General features: G+C 61.5%; 16 protein-coding genes and 2 pseudogenes. 15 read left to right on the top strand and 3 right to left on the bottom strand.

The features are described 5' to 3' along the window. Window positions 1–7: 7 nt before the first annotated feature. The 13 genes from otnK (at window position 8) to B8991_RS13910 (ending at window position 13,804) form a co-directional block, all read left to right on the top strand. On the top strand, window positions 8–1,276 hold the full coding sequence (gene otnK, locus B8991_RS13975) for a 3-oxo-tetronate kinase (protein WP_084353665.1): 1,269 nt from the start codon (window positions 8–10) through the stop codon (window positions 1,274–1,276). Continuing rightward, window positions 1,273–1,923, top strand: a complete 651-nt coding sequence (gene otnC / locus B8991_RS13970) for a 3-oxo-tetronate 4-phosphate decarboxylase (RefSeq protein WP_084353614.1) — start codon at window positions 1,273–1,275, stop codon at window positions 1,921–1,923. The genes otnK and otnC overlap by 4 nt, the downstream gene beginning before the upstream one ends. Further along, on the top strand, window positions 1,920–2,693 hold the full coding sequence (locus B8991_RS13965; RefSeq protein WP_084353613.1) for a hydroxypyruvate isomerase family protein: 774 nt from the start codon (window positions 1,920–1,922) through the stop codon (window positions 2,691–2,693). Before otnC ends, B8991_RS13965 begins: the two co-directional genes overlap by 4 nt. A 284-nt stretch (window positions 2,694–2,977) precedes the next feature. Beyond that, window positions 2,978–3,997, top strand: coding sequence for a Bug family tripartite tricarboxylate transporter substrate binding protein (locus B8991_RS13960; RefSeq protein WP_084353612.1), 1,020 nt, complete (start codon window positions 2,978–2,980; stop codon window positions 3,995–3,997). Window positions 3,998–4,081: 84 nt separating this feature from the next. After that, the gene (locus B8991_RS13955) at window positions 4,082–4,567 is read left to right on the top strand and encodes a tripartite tricarboxylate transporter TctB family protein (protein ID WP_084353611.1); all 486 of its coding nucleotides are present in this window, start codon (window positions 4,082–4,084) and stop codon (window positions 4,565–4,567) included. Further along, a complete protein-coding gene (locus B8991_RS13950; RefSeq protein WP_084353610.1) occupies window positions 4,564–6,087 on the top strand; it encodes a tripartite tricarboxylate transporter permease in 1,524 nt (507 codons plus the stop codon). Before B8991_RS13955 ends, B8991_RS13950 begins: the two co-directional genes overlap by 4 nt. Further along, window positions 6,080–6,910: a sugar phosphate isomerase/epimerase family protein gene (locus B8991_RS13945; RefSeq protein WP_084353609.1), complete on the top strand. Its 831-nt coding sequence runs from the start codon at window positions 6,080–6,082 to the stop codon at window positions 6,908–6,910. Before B8991_RS13950 ends, B8991_RS13945 begins: the two co-directional genes overlap by 8 nt. Beyond that, on the top strand, window positions 6,907–8,226 hold the full coding sequence (locus B8991_RS13940) for an enolase-like domain-containing protein (RefSeq protein ID WP_084353608.1): 1,320 nt from the start codon (window positions 6,907–6,909) through the stop codon (window positions 8,224–8,226). The genes B8991_RS13945 and B8991_RS13940 overlap by 4 nt, the downstream gene beginning before the upstream one ends. A 49-nt stretch (window positions 8,227–8,275) precedes the next feature. Beyond that, the gene (locus B8991_RS13935) at window positions 8,276–8,938 is read left to right on the top strand and encodes a TetR/AcrR family transcriptional regulator (RefSeq protein ID WP_084353607.1); all 663 of its coding nucleotides are present in this window, start codon (window positions 8,276–8,278) and stop codon (window positions 8,936–8,938) included. Window positions 8,939–9,172: 234 nt separating this feature from the next. After that, window positions 9,173–10,324, top strand: a complete 1,152-nt coding sequence (locus B8991_RS13930; RefSeq protein ID WP_084353606.1) for a Gfo/Idh/MocA family protein — start codon at window positions 9,173–9,175, stop codon at window positions 10,322–10,324. Between the two features lie 10 nt (window positions 10,325–10,334). Continuing rightward, a complete protein-coding gene (locus B8991_RS13925; RefSeq protein WP_084353605.1) occupies window positions 10,335–11,489 on the top strand; it encodes a dihydrodipicolinate synthase family protein in 1,155 nt (384 codons plus the stop codon). Then, a complete protein-coding gene (locus B8991_RS13920; protein WP_084353604.1) occupies window positions 11,486–12,310 on the top strand; it encodes a sugar phosphate isomerase/epimerase family protein in 825 nt (274 codons plus the stop codon). Before B8991_RS13925 ends, B8991_RS13920 begins: the two co-directional genes overlap by 4 nt. A gap of 612 nt (window positions 12,311–12,922) precedes the next feature. Next, window positions 12,923–13,804, top strand: a complete 882-nt coding sequence (locus B8991_RS13910) for a DMT family transporter (RefSeq protein WP_084353602.1) — start codon at window positions 12,923–12,925, stop codon at window positions 13,802–13,804. A 109-nt stretch (window positions 13,805–13,913) separates the two neighbouring features. Here the strand turns inward: B8991_RS13910 and B8991_RS22320 are convergent. Next, window positions 13,914–14,078, bottom strand: a pseudogene (locus tag B8991_RS22320) (ATP-binding protein); the annotation flags it as partial. On the opposite strand from B8991_RS22320, the gene B8991_RS22175 reads away from it, so the two are divergent. After that, window positions 14,054–14,179 carry a hypothetical protein gene (locus tag B8991_RS22175; protein ID WP_268876744.1) on the top strand — a complete coding sequence of 42 codons (126 nt, stop codon included), beginning with the start codon at window positions 14,054–14,056 and terminating at the stop codon, window positions 14,177–14,179. The pseudogene B8991_RS22320 and the gene B8991_RS22175 overlap by 25 nt on opposite strands. Before the next feature lie 122 nt (window positions 14,180–14,301). On the opposite strand, the gene B8991_RS21500 is transcribed toward B8991_RS22175, so the two are convergent. Together B8991_RS21500 and B8991_RS13900 are read right to left on the bottom strand one after the other, a co-directional pair. After that, window positions 14,302–14,478 (bottom strand): hypothetical protein, encoded by a 177-nt coding sequence (locus B8991_RS21500; RefSeq protein ID WP_179141498.1) that lies wholly within the window; start codon window positions 14,476–14,478, stop codon window positions 14,302–14,304. A gap of 67 nt (window positions 14,479–14,545) precedes the next feature. Next, the gene (locus tag B8991_RS13900; protein ID WP_179141497.1) at window positions 14,546–14,809 is read right to left on the bottom strand and encodes a hypothetical protein; all 264 of its coding nucleotides are present in this window, start codon (window positions 14,807–14,809) and stop codon (window positions 14,546–14,548) included. A gap of 306 nt (window positions 14,810–15,115) precedes the next feature. On the opposite strand from B8991_RS13900, the pseudogene B8991_RS13895 reads away from it, so the two are divergent. Next, window positions 15,116–16,167 (top strand): annotated as a pseudogene (locus tag B8991_RS13895) (ABC transporter ATP-binding protein).

Here is a 16,167-nt window from a genome sequence, read left to right as displayed (position 1 = left end):
TGAACGAATGACGACCGTATTTGGCTGCATTGCCGACGATTTTACCGGAGCCACGGATCTGGCCGGATTGCTTGCACGCTCTGGGCTGGCGGTATCGCTGCGCATCGGCATTCCAGACACGGCACCGAAAGGTTCCGCACCGTTTGAAATCATCGCGCTGAAATGCCGAACTGCGCCGGTGGAGGAAGCGGTGGCAGAAACACGGGCTGCGCTGGACTGGCTACGCCGCGCCGGGGCGCAGCGGTTCTTCTGGAAGTATTGTTCGACTTTCGATTCCACCCCACGAGGCAATATTGGTCCAGTGGCCGAGGCATTGATGGCCGATCTGGGCACCGATCAGACGATCTATTGTCCGGCGTTTCCCGAAAACGGCCGCAGCATTTTTATGGGCAATCTCTTCGTCGGCGAACAGCCTCTCGCGGAAAGTTCCATGAAGGATCACCCGCTGACTCCGATGCGCGACAGTAATCTGATGCGGCTTCTGGAGCCACAGGTCACCAAAACTGTTGGGCTGGCCAACCGGCTGACGGTCGCTAGGGGCGCGCAGGCGTTGCGGGAGGAAATGGATGCCCTGAAGACGCAAGGCGTGGCTCATATCGTGGTCGATGCCGTGGCAAATGAAGATCTGGCGGTGATCGCCGAGGCCTGCCGCGACATGCCGCTCTTGACGGGAGGCAGCGCCGTCGCGATGCCCCTGCCTGCGCTTTATCTTGCCGACGGTACGCTTGCCGCCGATGCTCCCAAAACCCAAAGGCCGCAGTTTGATGCCAAGACAATCGTGCTTTCGGGCAGTTGCTCTGCCATGACCAACCGGCAAGTTTCCGATTACTTAGGTCGCGGCGTTCCTTCCTTTCAGCTCGATCCACTGACGCTGGCCGAAAACGGGCCGCGCGCGGTTCTCGAGTGGCTGGCGGTGCAGGACCTCGGCGCAGCCCCCCTGATCTATGCCACCGCCAATCCAGAAAGCGTGCGCACTGCGCAGGAAAGGCTGGGCGTCGCCGGGGCCGGAGAAATCGTCGAGGCAACTCTATCAGCCTGCGCGGTGGCGGCGCGGGATGCGGGCGCGCGGCGGGTGATCGTCGCGGGCGGAGAGACCTCCGGCGCGGTCACCAAGGCGCTCGGCGTCAGCCAGCTCGACATTGGTCCCGAGATTGCTCCGGGCGTGCCCTGGACCTATTGCGAGTCCGGCGGGCGCCAGATTGCGCTTACCTTGAAATCCGGTAACTTCGGGACCGAGACCTTCTTTACAGACGCACAGGACAGACTGGTGTCATGAGCGAGGAAGCCCGTTTACGCGAACAGATCTGCCTTTTGGCCAAGTCCATGTTCGACCGCGGCCTGACCGGCGGCAGCACCGGCAATATTTCGGCCCGGACAGAGGATGGCGGTCTTCTCGTTTCGCCCACTGGCACCAGTTTTGGCCGGCTCGATCCCGGCCGGCTGAGCCGTTTCGATGCGCGCGGCCGGCAAGTGGACGGAGATATGCCGACCAAGGAAATGCCCCTGCACACCGCCTTCTACGACACGCGGAGTTCCGCGGGCGCAGTGGTGCATCTGCATTCCTGTCACGCGGTCGCGCTGTCGTTGATGCCGGACGCGGACGAAGACAATTTCCTACCGCCGCTCACGCCCTACGGCATCATGAAGCTGGGCCGTGTCAAGCTCCTGCCCTTTTTCCTGCCCGGCGATCCGGCGATGGGAGAAGCCGTGCGCGGTCTGGCCGGCAAACGTACAGCGGTGATGCTGGCCAATCACGGTCCGGTGGTTGCCGGCAAGGACATCGAGGCGGCCTGCAACGCCATCGAGGAACTGGAAGACACCGCGCGCCTGGCGATGCTGACGCGCGGCCTGAACCCGCGCGCCCTGACTGAGGGTCAGGTTCAGGCGCTGATCACGAAATTCGATGTGGAGTGGGATGTATGAAATTTTCTGCCAATCTGGGGTTTCTGTGGAATGACCGCCCCTTGCCGGAGGCAATTCGCGCCGCCAAGGTGGCCGGTTTTGACGCCGTGGAATGCCATTGGCCCTACGATGAGCCTGCCGAAGCGGTGAAAGCGGCGCTTGATGAAACCGGGCTGACGATGCTGGGCCTGAACACAAGGCGCGGCGATGTTGGCGCTGGTGACAATGGCCTGTCCGCCATCCCCGGGCGCAAGGCCGAAGCGCGGGCCGCCATCGACGAAGCAATCGCCTATGCCACGGCCATCGGTACGCCCAATATTCACGTCATGGCAGGGTTCGCCGACAGGGACGATGCTCATCAGACCTTCCTCGACAACGTGACTTACGCCTGCGCCCAGGCGGCCCCCCACGGCATCACCATCCTGATCGAACCGCTGAACAGGTATGACGCGCCGGGCTATTTCCTGACGACGACCGATCAGGCGCTGGCGATCATCGAAGCCGTCGGTGCCCCGAACCTTAAACTGATGTTCGATTGCTATCATGTGCAGCTTATGGAAGGCGACCTGAGCCACCGGATCGAGGTGCTCCTGCCGTATATCGGGCATATCCAGTTCGCCTCCGTCCCGGATCGCGGTGCACCCGATCATGGCGAGATCAACTACGACCATGTATTTGAAGTCGCAGGCCGGCTTGGCTATGATGCGCCGCTTGGTGCGGAATACAAACCCGGCGGCAACACCGATGACACGCTGGCTTGGATGAATATTTGGGCGCGCGACAGCGTGTAGCCCGCGGACATTGCACGGGTCTCGGAGATCGACACCTATCCAGCCCTGGTATCGGATCGCTGACGGCCCATTTCCGCAGTCTGGTCGGCGACAGAATCTCTTGTAAATCGAGGATTTATCGACGGCGCCGCCGAGGGGGTGCGAGTGCGTTCCTCCGGTCGCGATCCGCCATGCCGCGCGACTACCGATCTGACACAAAATTGAGAAACAGGTTTCACCAAAACGTTTGACAGGCGGAGGTCTGCTCCCTAACCTACCGTTCAGTAGATAACGGAGGAGATACCATGTCAGCCCTTTCAAGGATCGCCATTGTCGCTGCGGCCACGGCGTTTGCCGGCCCGCTTGCAGCGCAGGATTACAGCTGGAACCCGGATCGTCCGATCAACATCATCGTGCCGTGGTCGGCAGGTGGGTCGACCGACCAGGTCACCCGCGTCGTCGCCCCCATCCTCGAAGAGGCTCTGGGCACCGAGGTCGTGGTGGTCAACCAGACGGGTGCGTCCGGCTCCACTGGTACCAAGGCCGCGCTGGACGCGCCGCGCGACGGCTATACCTGGACCGCGAACGCTATCGCCAACAATGCCACCTATTCGGTGACCGGGCTGATCGAGGACACGTCGATCGAGGATTATCGCATCTACCTGCACGTTGCGAACGTGCCGGTGGTCAGCGTCAACGCGGATGCGCCTTATCAGACCTTCCCGGAACTGCTGGAAGCCATGAAAAGCGGCTCGGTTACGGTCGGTACAGCCGGCGTGAACTCCTCGGGTGGCATGGCGCTTGCGGCCATCAAGGAAGGTGCCGAGAGCGAATTGTCCGGTGCGCGGATGATCACCTATGACGGCGGCAACCCCGCAGTGATCGCCGCGGCCTCGGGTGAGGTGCAGGTCACCACCCAGCTTGCGGTGGAACAGACCGAGATGATCCGCGCCGGACGGTTGCGCGCGCTGGCGGTGCTCTCTGATACGGCGCTTGAGGTCGAGGGCATCGACCCGGTCCCGCCGATCACCGACTTCATGCCCGACTTCCATGTGGCCGCGGATTACTTCGGCGTATTCATCCCCGCGGGTGCCCCGCAAGAGGTCTATGACACCGTTGACCAGGTCTGGGAGGACCACGTCATGAACAGCGAAGCGCTGAAGGCCTATGCGACCGACCGCGGCGCGGTCTTTTCGCCCAGCTATGGTGAGGCCGCGCTCGAAAAGGCGATGCCGGTGGTGATCGCCGAGGCCTGTGCCCGTGTGACCCGCGGCGAGGCGGTTGTCGATCCGTCGGAAATTGGCATCGACTGCCCCGCGGAATAAACGCAGACTTCGGGCGAGGTCTGTTGGCTTCGCCCGAACGTCCTGCTGTTACGCTTCAATTTCGATCCACAGATAGGTGATACCATGCACATGGCCCTGGCGGACCGCCTTACCGCTATCCTGTTTCTCATGCTCGGTCTGGCGCTTCTGGTCGGCGGCTACACCATGGACCGCCTGGAGATCCGGCAGATTCACCCGGCGTCGATCCCGGGCCTGGTGCCGATGATCCTTGGCGTGCTGCTGTCGATCTGCGCGGTGCTGCTGTACCGGTCGTCCTACAAGCCGGAAGAACGCAACGCCGCGCCGGTGTTTTCGGGCGGGTCCTGGGGGCGGCTGGGGATCACCACGGTGATCTGCACGGTCTATGCGCTGGGGCTGGTCGGCTGGCTGCCGTATTTCTGGGCGACCTTCGTCTTTGCCGTCTGCTTCACGCTGATCTTCTCTTTCCCGCTGGATGGTGAAAGACGGACGCAACTGATCGCGGTCGCCGGGGCACTGGTGCTGGGCGTCGGGGTGGCGCTGGGTTCGTCGCTTCTGTTTCAGGAACTTTTCCTGGTGCGGCTGCCATGAGCGGGCTGGGCGATCTGGTTGCCGGGCTGGGCACACTGCTCACGCCGATGATGCTGTTTCATGCGGCCTGGGCGACGCTTCTGGGCATCGTGGTTGGCTCGCTACCGGGACTGACGGCGACCATGGGCGTGGCGCTGATGACCACGCTGACCTATTCGCTGGATTCCACATCCGCGATCTTTGTTCTGATCTGCATGTATGTCGGCGCGATCTATGGCGGGTCGCGTAGTGCAATCCTGTTGAACATTCCCGGCACGCCGGCCAGCGCGGCGACGTCGCTTGACGGCTATCCCCTGGCCAAGCAGGGGCGGGCAGGCTACGCGATGGGATTGGCCACTGCCGGATCGGCGCTGGGGACGATTGCGGGCGTTCTGATGCTGGTGCTGATCGCACCGCCCTTGGCCGAGGCCGCGCTGAACTTCGGCAGTTTCGAGTTCTTCTGGCTGGCGGTCTTCGGTATCCTGATTTCCGGCCAGTTGACCGCCGACACCACGCCGCTCAAGGGCTATATTGCGGGCTTGTTGGGGCTGGCTGTGGCGATGATCGGTTCCGAGGGCATCCACGCGCATGTGCGGTTTAACCTTGGGGTAGGGGATCTGAACGCAGGCATTGCGCTTATACCGGCAATGGTCGGTGCCTTCGGCTTTGCAGAGGTTTTGACGGCGATGTGGAACAAGGCCGGCGAAGTCGTCGCCAAAAAGGACAAGAGCGACCGGACCATCCCTGACCTTGCCGATCTGTGGCGCTACAAGTTCACCATCGCGCGCTCTGGCATCATCGGCACCATCGTCGGCATCATTCCAGGCGTCGGCGAAGATATCGGCGCTTGGGCCAGCTATGCCGCCGCGCGCAAAACCTCGAAGGAAAAAGAAAAGTTCGGCCACGGCAGCCATGAGGGGTTGATCGCCGCCGAGACCGGAAATTCCGCCGTGGTGCCCGGTTCGCTGATCCCTGCGATCACGCTGGCGGTGCCCGGCTCGGCCTCGTCCGCCGTTCTGATCGCGGCGCTCTTTATCCACGGCATCCGCCCCGGGCCGCTGATCATGATTGAACAGCCGCATTTCGTGGGGCTCATCAGTGCCATGGTGTTGATCGCGACGCTGTTCATGGCGATCTACGGCCTCACGCTGACCAAGGCCTTCGTGCAGGTGCTGCGCGTGCCCTACAGCTATCTGATGCCGGTGGTTTTCGTGCTCTGCGTCATTGGCACCTACGCTTTGAGCCAGCGGATCTTTGATATCTGGATCATGGTGTTCTTCGGGCTGGCGGGGTTCGTCCTGCGGCAGATGAAGTATCCGATGGCACCGCTGGTGCTGGGCATCATCCTGGGCGACCTGCTGGACAAGAGCCTGCGGCGCGGGTTGACGCTGAGCGATGGCGATCTGGCACCGTTCTTCACGCGGCCGGTGTCGGCGGCTTTCGTGGCGGTAATCGTTCTGTCCATCGCGATGAACATGCCCGCGGTGCGGCGCGTGACGCTGGCACCGTTCCGCTGGATCGGAGCGCGCCTGAATGCTTGAGTATACCCTGTGCAACGAGCTGCTCGCCAATGAGGGCCGCAGTCTGGCCGAACAGGCGCGTGTTGCTGCCGCGCTGGGGTATTGCGGGCTGGAACTGGCACCCGCCACGCTGGGCGACGCGCCGCATGACCTAAGTGCGCAGGCGATTGCCGATCTTCGCGCCGTGATCGAGGCCGAGGGCCTCCGCATCACCGGTCTGCACTGGTTGCTCAGCGGCTATCCCGACCTCTCGATCACCGATCCGGCACGGCAGGGCAGGACGCAGGACATTCTTGTCAAGCTGGTGGGGCTCTGCGCCGCGCTCGGCGGTGATGTCCTGATCCACGGATCGCCAAAGCAACGGCTGCGCCCGGAGGGAATGGATGATGTCGCGCTGACCGCCCATCTGGCTGCCTTTTTCGCGCCGGTGGCAAAGGCGGCAGAGCGCGCGGGCGTGACCTATTGCATCGAGCCGCTATCGCGCGCCGAGGACAATACCATCAACACAGTGGCGCAGGGTGCGGCGCTGGCACGGGCCATCGGCAGTCCGGCCTTCAAGACCATGATCGACATCAGCGCCGCGGGCCAGACCGAGCCGCCGGTGGCCGAGTTGATCCGCCAATGGGTGCCGACCGGCCTGATCGGGCATATCCACGCCAACGACACCAATCGCGGCGCGCCGGGAATGGGGGATGACCCGTTTCCCGAGATCGTCGCCGCACTGGTCGACACCGGTTGGAACCGGCCCGTGGGCGTCGAGCCATTCCGTACCCTGATCGACGCGCGCGTCACCGCCGCCACCGCAATTGCCACCCTGATTGCTTGTGAAAAGGCCTGTGCATGACAACACTCACGATCCTATCGGCCACCTGGTCGGAACGTCCCGTCTCCATGCGGCTGCCATTCCAGTTCGGCAGCACCGAGGTCCGCGAAACCGCCGAGGCGCATGCCCGCGTCGAGATCGAGGTAAGCGGCACGCGGGTCACGGGCCGGTCGGCACAGCTCATGGTGCCGCGCTGGTTCAACAAGAGCGCGGAGATGAGCAATGCCGACACCATTGATGAATTGCGCGGGGTCGTAGACAGCGCCGTGGCCGGGGCCCCGGGATTGCGCGGCACCGCGCTGGACGTGACGCGCGCCTTGCGTGACGGCCTGGACCGGGCCTTGCCGCACACCCCGCCGCTGGCGCGGTGTTTCGGGCCCGCGCTGGTCGAGATGGCAGTGATCGATGCGATCTGCACAGCGGTGCGGCTCCCTTTCTGGAAGGCGGCGCGTGACGATGTCTTCGGGCTGGTCAGCGGCTGCCCCAACGATCTGTCGCCTGCCGACCTGTCTCGGTCGTTGGCCTCGATATCTGCGCCAGAAGCGCTTGTCCTGCGCCACACCGTCGGCTTTGACGCACCCCTGCGGCAGGCCGATGTCGGGCGGGACCGCCCAGAAGACGGGCGGCCGGTGTCGCTGGACGAAGTGATCGAGGACACCGGCGTTTCGGCGTTCAAGATCAAGCTCAAGGGCGACCCGGATGCCGATCATCGTCGTCTGTGCGACATCGCCGGGCTGCTGGACAAGGGCGGTGACTATGCGGTGACGCTGGACGCCAACGAGCAATATGCGCCCGGGGATTTCGGTGCCTTCCTGAGCGCGCTGGCCAAGGATGCAACGCTGAAGCGCTTCTTCTCCGCGGTCCGCTTCGTGGAGCAACCCTTCCCGCGCGAGATCGCCCTGACCGCGCCCGTCGAGGCTTCGATTCCACTGATCATCGACGAAAGCGACGACACAGAGGATGCCTTTGCCCGCGCCCTGGCCCTCGGCTGGTCCGGGACTTCGATCAAGAGTTGCAAGGGCGTGCTCAGGGCGTTGATCAACAAGGCACGCGCCGAAGTGGCGGGGGCGATCCTCTCGGGCGAAGACCTGACCTGTCAGCCCGGCATCTGCTGGCTTCAGGACGCGGCGATGATGTCGGCCTGCGGTGTGCGGGACGTTGAACGCAACGGCCATCATTTCGCGGGCGGAATGCAAGGCGCGCCGGACGAAGAACGCGCAATGCTGCTGGAGCGACATGGCGATATCCTGATGCAGGATCGCAATGGAGTGGCGCTTCGCATTGCCGGTGGCAGTGTCGAGATCGGCTCTCTGGCCCGCCCGGGTTTCGGCTGCTAAGGAGGAGGGAGCCCCGGGGCGGGGGATCGCACGACCATCGAGAGGACGCATGGCCAAGCAAGTTACCCCGATCCGCAAGGACCGCAAGCGCAACCCGCAAGTGACCCGGGCCGCCATTCTTAATGCTGCCCTGGAGGAGTTCAGCGAGGTCGGCCATTCCGGCGCTCGTGTCGACCGGATCGCCGCTCGGGCCGGTGTCAGCAAGCCAATGATCTATGACTATTTCGGCGACAAGGACGCGGTTTATGCCGCAGCACTCCGCGAAGCCTATGTGCAGATTCGTCAAGGCGAGATGACGCTGGAGCTCGATACGCTGGAGCCGGAAGAGGCGGTGCGTGCGCTGGTGCATTTCACCATGAACCACTTCTGGAACAATCCGTGGTTCATCCGGATGCTGAACACCGAGAACCTGATGGGGGGCGAAACCGTTCGGACGCTGGACGACGCCACCGAGATCCAGTCGGTGCTGTTGCGCCGTGTCGAGGAAATCTTGCGGCGCGGTAATACATCAGGCCAGTTCCGTTCCTCCATCGATCCGGTGGAACTTTATATCTTTATCGCCTCGGTTTGCTGGTTCCCGATTTCCAACATGCACACGCTTAGCGTGGTATTCCGCGCGCCGATCTCGGAAGACTGGTTGACGGTCCACGCCGACAAGGCTGCGGACATGATCGTGGGTTACCTGCGGCGGGCCGAGACGGACGCCGACTAGGTTCTCCCGACAATTCAAAAGTGACCCCGGCAGAGCCGAATATCGCGGTGTCTCAAGCATCGATCATTGACTCGATTCTCATAACCTACTAATTAGTAGTTTATAGACTAATAGGTGGAAGCTTGCGGGAGGATACATGAACAGCATCGCGTTTTCCTGTCTTCGCCCGTGCAGATCAACGGCACCCAAGCGCCGCGCGCGCCCGAATGACCCCAAGAAAAAGGAAGCAAGACAATGACCACACAACGCATCGGCATCATCATGCATGGCGTCACCGGACGCATGGGGATGAACCAACACCTGATCCGTTCGGTCTTGGCCATCCGCGACGAGGGCGGCATGCTGCTCAAGAACGGCGACCGGCTTGTTCCGGATGTGATCATCGTCGGCCGCAACGAAAAGAAGATCGCCGAACTGGCCGCCAAACACGGCGTCGAGCGCTACACGACCGATCTGGATGCGGCGCTGGCCAATCCCGACGACACGATTTTCTTTGACGCCGCCAGCACCCAGATGCGCCCCGGCCTTCTGCGCAAGGCAATCGACGCGGGCAAGCATGTGTATTCCGAGAAGCCGGTCTCGGAAGGGCTGGACCAGGCCATCGCCATTGCCAAACACGCCAAGGCAAAAGGCGTGAAGAATGGCATCGTCCATGACAAGCTGGACCTGCCCGGCCTCCTGAAGCTCAAGCGTCTTCGCGACAGCGGCTTCTTCGGCAAGATCCTCTCGGTGCGCGGCGAGTTTGGCTATTGGGTTTTCGAGGGCGACTGGATGGAGGCGCAACGCCCGTCCTGGAACTACCGCAAGCAGGACGGCGGCGGCATGGTGTCAGACATGCTCTGCCACTGGCGCTATGTGCTCGACAACGTCGTGGCCCCCGTGAAGGCGGTGAACTGCACTGCCGTGACCCACATCCCAGAGCGCTGGGACGAAAACGGCGAGCGTTATGACGCCACCGCCGACGACGCGGCCTATGCCACATTTGAGCTGGAAGGCGACATCATCGCCCAACTCAACAGCTCGTGGTGCACCCGTGTGCGGCGCGACGACCTCGTGACCTTCCACATCGACGGCACCCATGGCAGCGCCGTGGCCGGGCTGCATACCTGTTATTCTCAGGCGCGGGTCAACACGCCCAAGCCGGTCTGGAACCCCGACCAGAAGCAGACGATGAATTTCTTCGAAGATTGGGTGGAAGTGCCTGACAACAAGGATTTCGACAACGGTTTCAAGGTGCAATGGGAGCAATTCCTGCGCCATGTGGCCGAAGATGCGCCGTGGTCCTACACTCTGGAAGAGGGTGCCAAGGGCGTGCAATTGGCGGAGCTGGGTTATGAGAGCTCCGAGAAGCGCTGCTGGCTCGACGTGCCGGCGCTGGACATCTGAGGGGACGGACATGGCACAACTCATCCTTCCCACAGCGGGCGGCGGCACCGCCCCGTTCGAAATCACCGCAGGCCCGGTCCCCGCACCGGGCGGCGACTGGACCCGCACCGCCTTTGCTGCGGCTCATGTGGTCGCTGACCCACTGGCCGAGGTCGATCCCGGCGATGGCGTCGCGGTCGACTGGGACCGCACGCTGGCCTTCCGCCAGCACCTGTGGTCGCTGGGCCTCGGCGTGGCCGAGGCGATGGACACCGCGCAGCGCGGGATGGGGCTGGACTGGCCCACGTCGCTGGAGCTGATCCAGCGCAGCATGGACGTGGCCCCCGAAGGCGCCCTGATCGCCAGCGGCGCGGGGACCGATCACCTTGCCCCCGGCCCGGAGGTCACCCTCGATGACGTGATCGCCGCCTACGAGATGCAATGCGAGGCGGTCGAGGCCACTGGGTCGCGCGTGATCCTGATGGCCAGCCGCGCGCTGGTGCAGGCGGCGAAGGGGCCGGAGGACTACGCGAAGGTCTATGGTCGTGTTCTCTCGGGGCTCACGCAGCCCGCAATCCTGCACTGGCTGGGCGAGATGTTCGACCCGGCGCTGGCGGGCTACTGGGGCGATGCCGATCACATGACGGCAATGGAAACCTGCCTTTCGGTGATCTCCGACAATGCCGACAAGATCGACGGCATCAAGGTCTCGCTGCTCTCGGCCGAGAAGGAGATCGCCATGCGCCGCCGCCTGCCCGAGGGCGTGCTGATGTACACCGGAGACGACTTCAGCTACCCCGAGTTGATCAAGGGCGACGATCAGGGCTATTCCCACGCGCTCCTGGGCATCTTCGACCCGATTGCCGGGGCAGCTTGCCGGGCGCTTAATGCGCTGGCCGCAGGCGACGAAGCGAAATACCACGACGTCTTCGACCCGACCGTTCCGCTGGGCCGACACATTTTCAAGGCACCCACACGGTTCTACAAGACCGGGGTGGTTTTCCTGGCCTACCTGATGGGGCACCAGGATCATTTCACCATGGTCGGCGGCCAGGAGAGCGCCCGCTCGACCCTGCACCTGGCCGAGGCGATCCGGCTGGCAAACGCCGCGCAACTCTTCACCGATCCCGACGAGGTGGTGCGCCGCGCGACGCCGGTGTTTCAGGCACGGGGGGTGTGGGCATGAGAACGCTCAACGCCGCCGATCTGTCGCTGAATACCGCGACCGTGTCGAAGCAATGGACGCTTGAGGAGTGCATTGAGGGCTGCAAGCGTCACGGCATTGGCGGTATTTCTCCCTGGCGCGACAAGTTGCAGGAATGCGGCATCGACCGCGCTGCAAAGTTGATACGCGAGGCGGGGCTGGGCGTGTCCGGGCTCTGCCGGGGCGGCTGGTACACCGCCGAGGGTGCGCTGACGCAAAACGTGATCGACGACAACAAGCGCGCCGTGGACGAGGCGGCGGCCATCGGGGCGGAAACCCTCGTCATGGTTGTCGGTGGGCTGCCGGAAGGCTCCAAGGATATCGTGGCGGCGCGCGAGATCGTCACCGAGGGGCTGGCGAGAACGCTGGAATATGCCCGCACCCAAGGTGTCAGGATCGGAATCGAACCGCTGCACCCGATGTATGCCGCCGACCGCGCCTGCGTGAATACCACGGGGCAAGCGCTGGATATTTGTGACAAGCTGGGTGACGGCATCGGCGTGGCACTCGATGTCTATCACATCTGGTGGGACCCGGAGATCGCCGCCCAGATCAGGCGCGCGGGCAAGGAGCGCATCCACGCCTTCCACGTCTGCGACTGGATGAGCCCGACGAGGGACATGTTGACCGACCGCGGCATGATGGGCGAAGGGGTGATCGACATCCCTTCCTTTCGTCAGATGGTCGAGGCCGAAGGCTTTGACGGTTTGGTCGAGGTCGAGATCTTCTCGGCCGAAAATTGGTGGAAAAAACCGGCTGACGACGTGCTCGCGGCCATGGTGAACGCGCTTCCGTCCATCTAGGCACGGCGACACCTACGGCACAAAGCCGTACAAAAAACTTACTTAGCCCTCCCCTTCGGTCAAGATACGAACTTATTGGACATATTTGTGACTGGAGGGGCGAGGCGGTTTGCGCAGTATATCGTGGAAAAAACGCCATGGTAGAAGGAGATCGCGGGAGGACAATCGCCCGCATCACCGACCCTGATTCCCTACCCCGGATGCCGACCTGGGTCGCCTCTGCGCGGACCGACACCGCTGAAGATGTGGCGTTTTTGTCGGGTTCGGCTATCGCGGCCACCTGCATCTTATGCTGGGGTGACCGGCACAAGATGAACGGACGGTGCCGGGGCAGCGCGGCCCCGTGGGCAAGGAGCCGTCTGTACTTGAGGCGCTGTGACAGATTTATCCGTGCGCGGAGCATATGGCGCTTACTTTGGCGGACGTGACAAGACCAGTTCCGCTGCAATCGGCCGCTTCCTGGTGGCACTCGGATTTGAAAATCCGCAGGCTTTTCTTGACTCGTTGCAGTTGCATGATACGGGCGCGCATAACAGTCTCACAGGTTCGCCGTGGTATCAGGAAGGCATGCCTGCTAGTCCTCATTTTCGAACCAGGTAGGGCGGGCAAAAGATGACAAACAGAACCGCGATTGAAGCTGGTCGCATGCGGCAAGCGATCCTGACAATATGTGCTGGTGTCGCTTTCCTTTCCATGAATGACGCCATCGCAAAATTGCTAGTTGAGCGCTATGATCCTGTACAGATCGTGTTTCTGCGTAACCTCATTGCCCTGCCCATGGTGGGTGCTGTGGTGATGTATAAAATTGGCTGGCCTGGTTTTTTCTCACACCACCTACGTGTCCATGCAATACGCGGCTTTCTGATGCTGGCAGGGGCTTACTTGTTCTTCAAGGGGCTCGAGTCTTTGGCTCTGGCCGAAGCCACCGCGTTGGTCTTTTCGGCCCCTATCTTTATCACCGCCCTATCGGTCCCGCTCTTGGGCGAGACGGTCGGCTGGCGGCGGTGGCTGGCGGTGCTGATTGGATTCATCGGTGTCCTGATCATCGTGCGGCCCGGCGGTGCCACCTTTCAAGCGGCATCACTTTACGTGATCGGCACAGCCGCCCTCTATGCGCTCTTTATGCTCAGTGCGCGGTTTCTTGGTCCCCGCGAGAGTATGTGGACGATGATGTTTTTCGTGATGCTCTTTCCCATGCTCTATGCGGTGCCCTTTGCCGTCATGGTATGGGCGCCAGTACATCTCGTCGATCTGCCCCTTCTTTTAGCGTTGGCTGTGTTCGGCACGCTAGGGATCACATTGATTGGTCAGGCCTTTCGCTTTGCACCCGCAGCGGTGGTGGCGCCGTTCGACTATACCGCGCTGATCTGGGCATCCTTATTCGGCTGGTTGATTTGGGGTGACACCCCTGAAGTGTGGACGCTCGTGGGGGCAGCTGTGATTGTGGTGAGCGGCATATTCATTGTTATTCGGGAAAACAGACTAGCAGCATAGGATTGTGCGCATGCAGCGGCGGCATGGCTTTGTTGATTGCTTGGATGCCCCCTCCCGACGGGATCGCATGTGCCAGGATAGGACATTGAACAACTTGGCCGGAGTTCTCACAAAGATGGGTTAGGCGACCCAGAAGGGCGGTTGTCATTTTGGCATCGCCGAAGACCGATACCCACTCTCCGAACCCCAGATTGGTGGTAATGATGACGCTGGTCTTCTCGTAGAGCTTGCTGATCAGATGGAACAGCAATGCGCCGCCGGACTTGGGGGACGGGCTGGAAACTGCGAAAGGAAGATGCGGTCCTTGAAGCGGGAGACATAGTCACGCTGGTCGTGGGGTTGCCGATGATCACCCAACGCGGAACGCCGCTGTAGAAAGACAGCGTCGGCACAAAAGCATCCAGAACCATCTCCTGAACTTCGCCATAGGCGACGACGAAGGGCTTGCGGCTGTGACACAGGCAGAAATGAGCGGCCTTGATTTTCGGTCCTACGCCTCACAGGACAACCCTCTCTTTGCCCCCTTCAAACTGAAGAGCGTCACCGGCAGTAAATTGAAGTGGGATAAAAGCCTCGCCTAAGCCGGTACCGGCCCGCTTCAGATCGCGGACAAATCGCTGAACCGACAAATGGGCAACGGTGTAGCCTTCCACCACGAGCTGCTCATAGAGCATCTGGGACGTCCGCCGCTCTTGGCGCGACCGCTTCTGAACCTGATCGAACAGATCCTGAAACCGAACATCAAACTCCGTTGCACCGTTTGTGCTGAACCGGCGGGGCCTGACGCTGATTGCTCGGCCGGCCCTCAACCTTCAGATCCTTCTTGATCGTGCCCCGCGAAAATCCCGTCGCCCGCGCAAAGGACCGGACGCTGCGCCCTTCAACCAATACCCACAGTCGGATCTTCGACACGCTTTCCATCAATAACACCTGCTTTTTCTTCCGCACTTTCTGTGCGGACGTTAACGAAAGCAGGTGGGTCAATTTTACGCGCTCATAACTCACCCAAGTGGATCAATTTTGCATGCCGATTCACAACCCCCATCCTACGAGTTTAGCCTGTCGTGATGGTCGCGAACGTTTCGGCGATTCTCAGAGGATTGACGGCGACAAGTTACCAAAGAAGGCTCACGGTCGAAAAATATCGGATTGAGATAAGTTCACTAACTCAGTTATATCAACAAGTTATCAACAAACAAAATTGCCTCTTGCACGGTGTTGCATACGTTTGCAAAAAATTCTTGCCAAATAACTTACGTTACGTCTACTATTGTTGCAAACGTATGCAATCTTGGTGGATCGGGGCGACGCATGGCTGAAATTCAACTCAAGAACATTTCCAAACGCTGGGGGTCTTTCGTTGGCGTCGATGACTTTGATTTAACCATCGCTGATCAGGAGTTTCTTGTTCTGTTGGGGCCGTCAGGCTGTGGCAAGACCACAACGATGAGAATGATCGCCGGTCTGGAAGAAGCAAGCGGCGGCGAGATCTGGATCGGTGATCGCATGGTCAACGATCTCGATCCCAAGGACCGCGACGTGGCGATGGTGTTCCAGTCCTACGGTCTGTATCCGCATCTCAACGTCTATGAAAACATCCGCTTTCCACTGAGGGTCCGCAAGGCCGACCCGGCCACCCATGACGAACGGGTTCTGAAGGCCGCCGAAATGGTCGAGTTGACGGATTTCCTACATCGCAAGCCTGCCGAACTGTCGGGCGGTCAGCGTCAGCGTGTGGCCTTGGCCCGCGCCATCGTACGCAAGCCATCGGTGTTTCTGATGGACGAGCCGCTTTCCAATCTTGACGCCAAGTTGCGTGTATCGACGCGGGCCCAGATCAAAAATCTCAGCCATGAACTGAAGGTAACGACGGTTTATGTGACGCATGACCAGATTGAGGCGATGACGCTCGCAGATCGCGTTGTGGTCATGAAGGCCGGTGTGGTCCAGCAAGTTGGCACGCCGACTGACATTTACGATAATCCGGCCAATACATTCGTTGCCAGCTTTATCGGATCCCCGGCGATGAACCTTATGGAAGGTGACATCAAGGGGGGACGTTCAGCGGCCGCAATGCCTCTATTTCCGGCCTGAGTGCTGTTGACGGTCCGGCGACGCTGGGCTTTCGGGCCGAGGACGCCGAAGTGTCCGAGGGCACGTCCGGGCAAATCAGCGGACCACTCTACACGATCGAACTGTTGGGTGACGCGGTCATGCTGACGTTGCGTGCGGGTGGACAGCTTGTATCGGTCAAGGCGCACAAGGACTTTCGAGCTGAAATCGGTGATCCGGTTTCGTTCTCTGTGCCGGCGGAAATCTGCCATCTATTCAATACAAAAACTGGCGCAAGGCTGGCCCGGTAG

It is taken from the genome of Primorskyibacter flagellatus (genome assembly GCF_900176485.1).
Taxonomy (GTDB): domain Bacteria; phylum Pseudomonadota; class Alphaproteobacteria; order Rhodobacterales; family Rhodobacteraceae; genus Primorskyibacter; species Primorskyibacter flagellatus.
The sequence above is the reverse complement of the archived record's forward strand: the minus strand, read 5'-3'. Positions and strand labels throughout refer to the sequence as shown.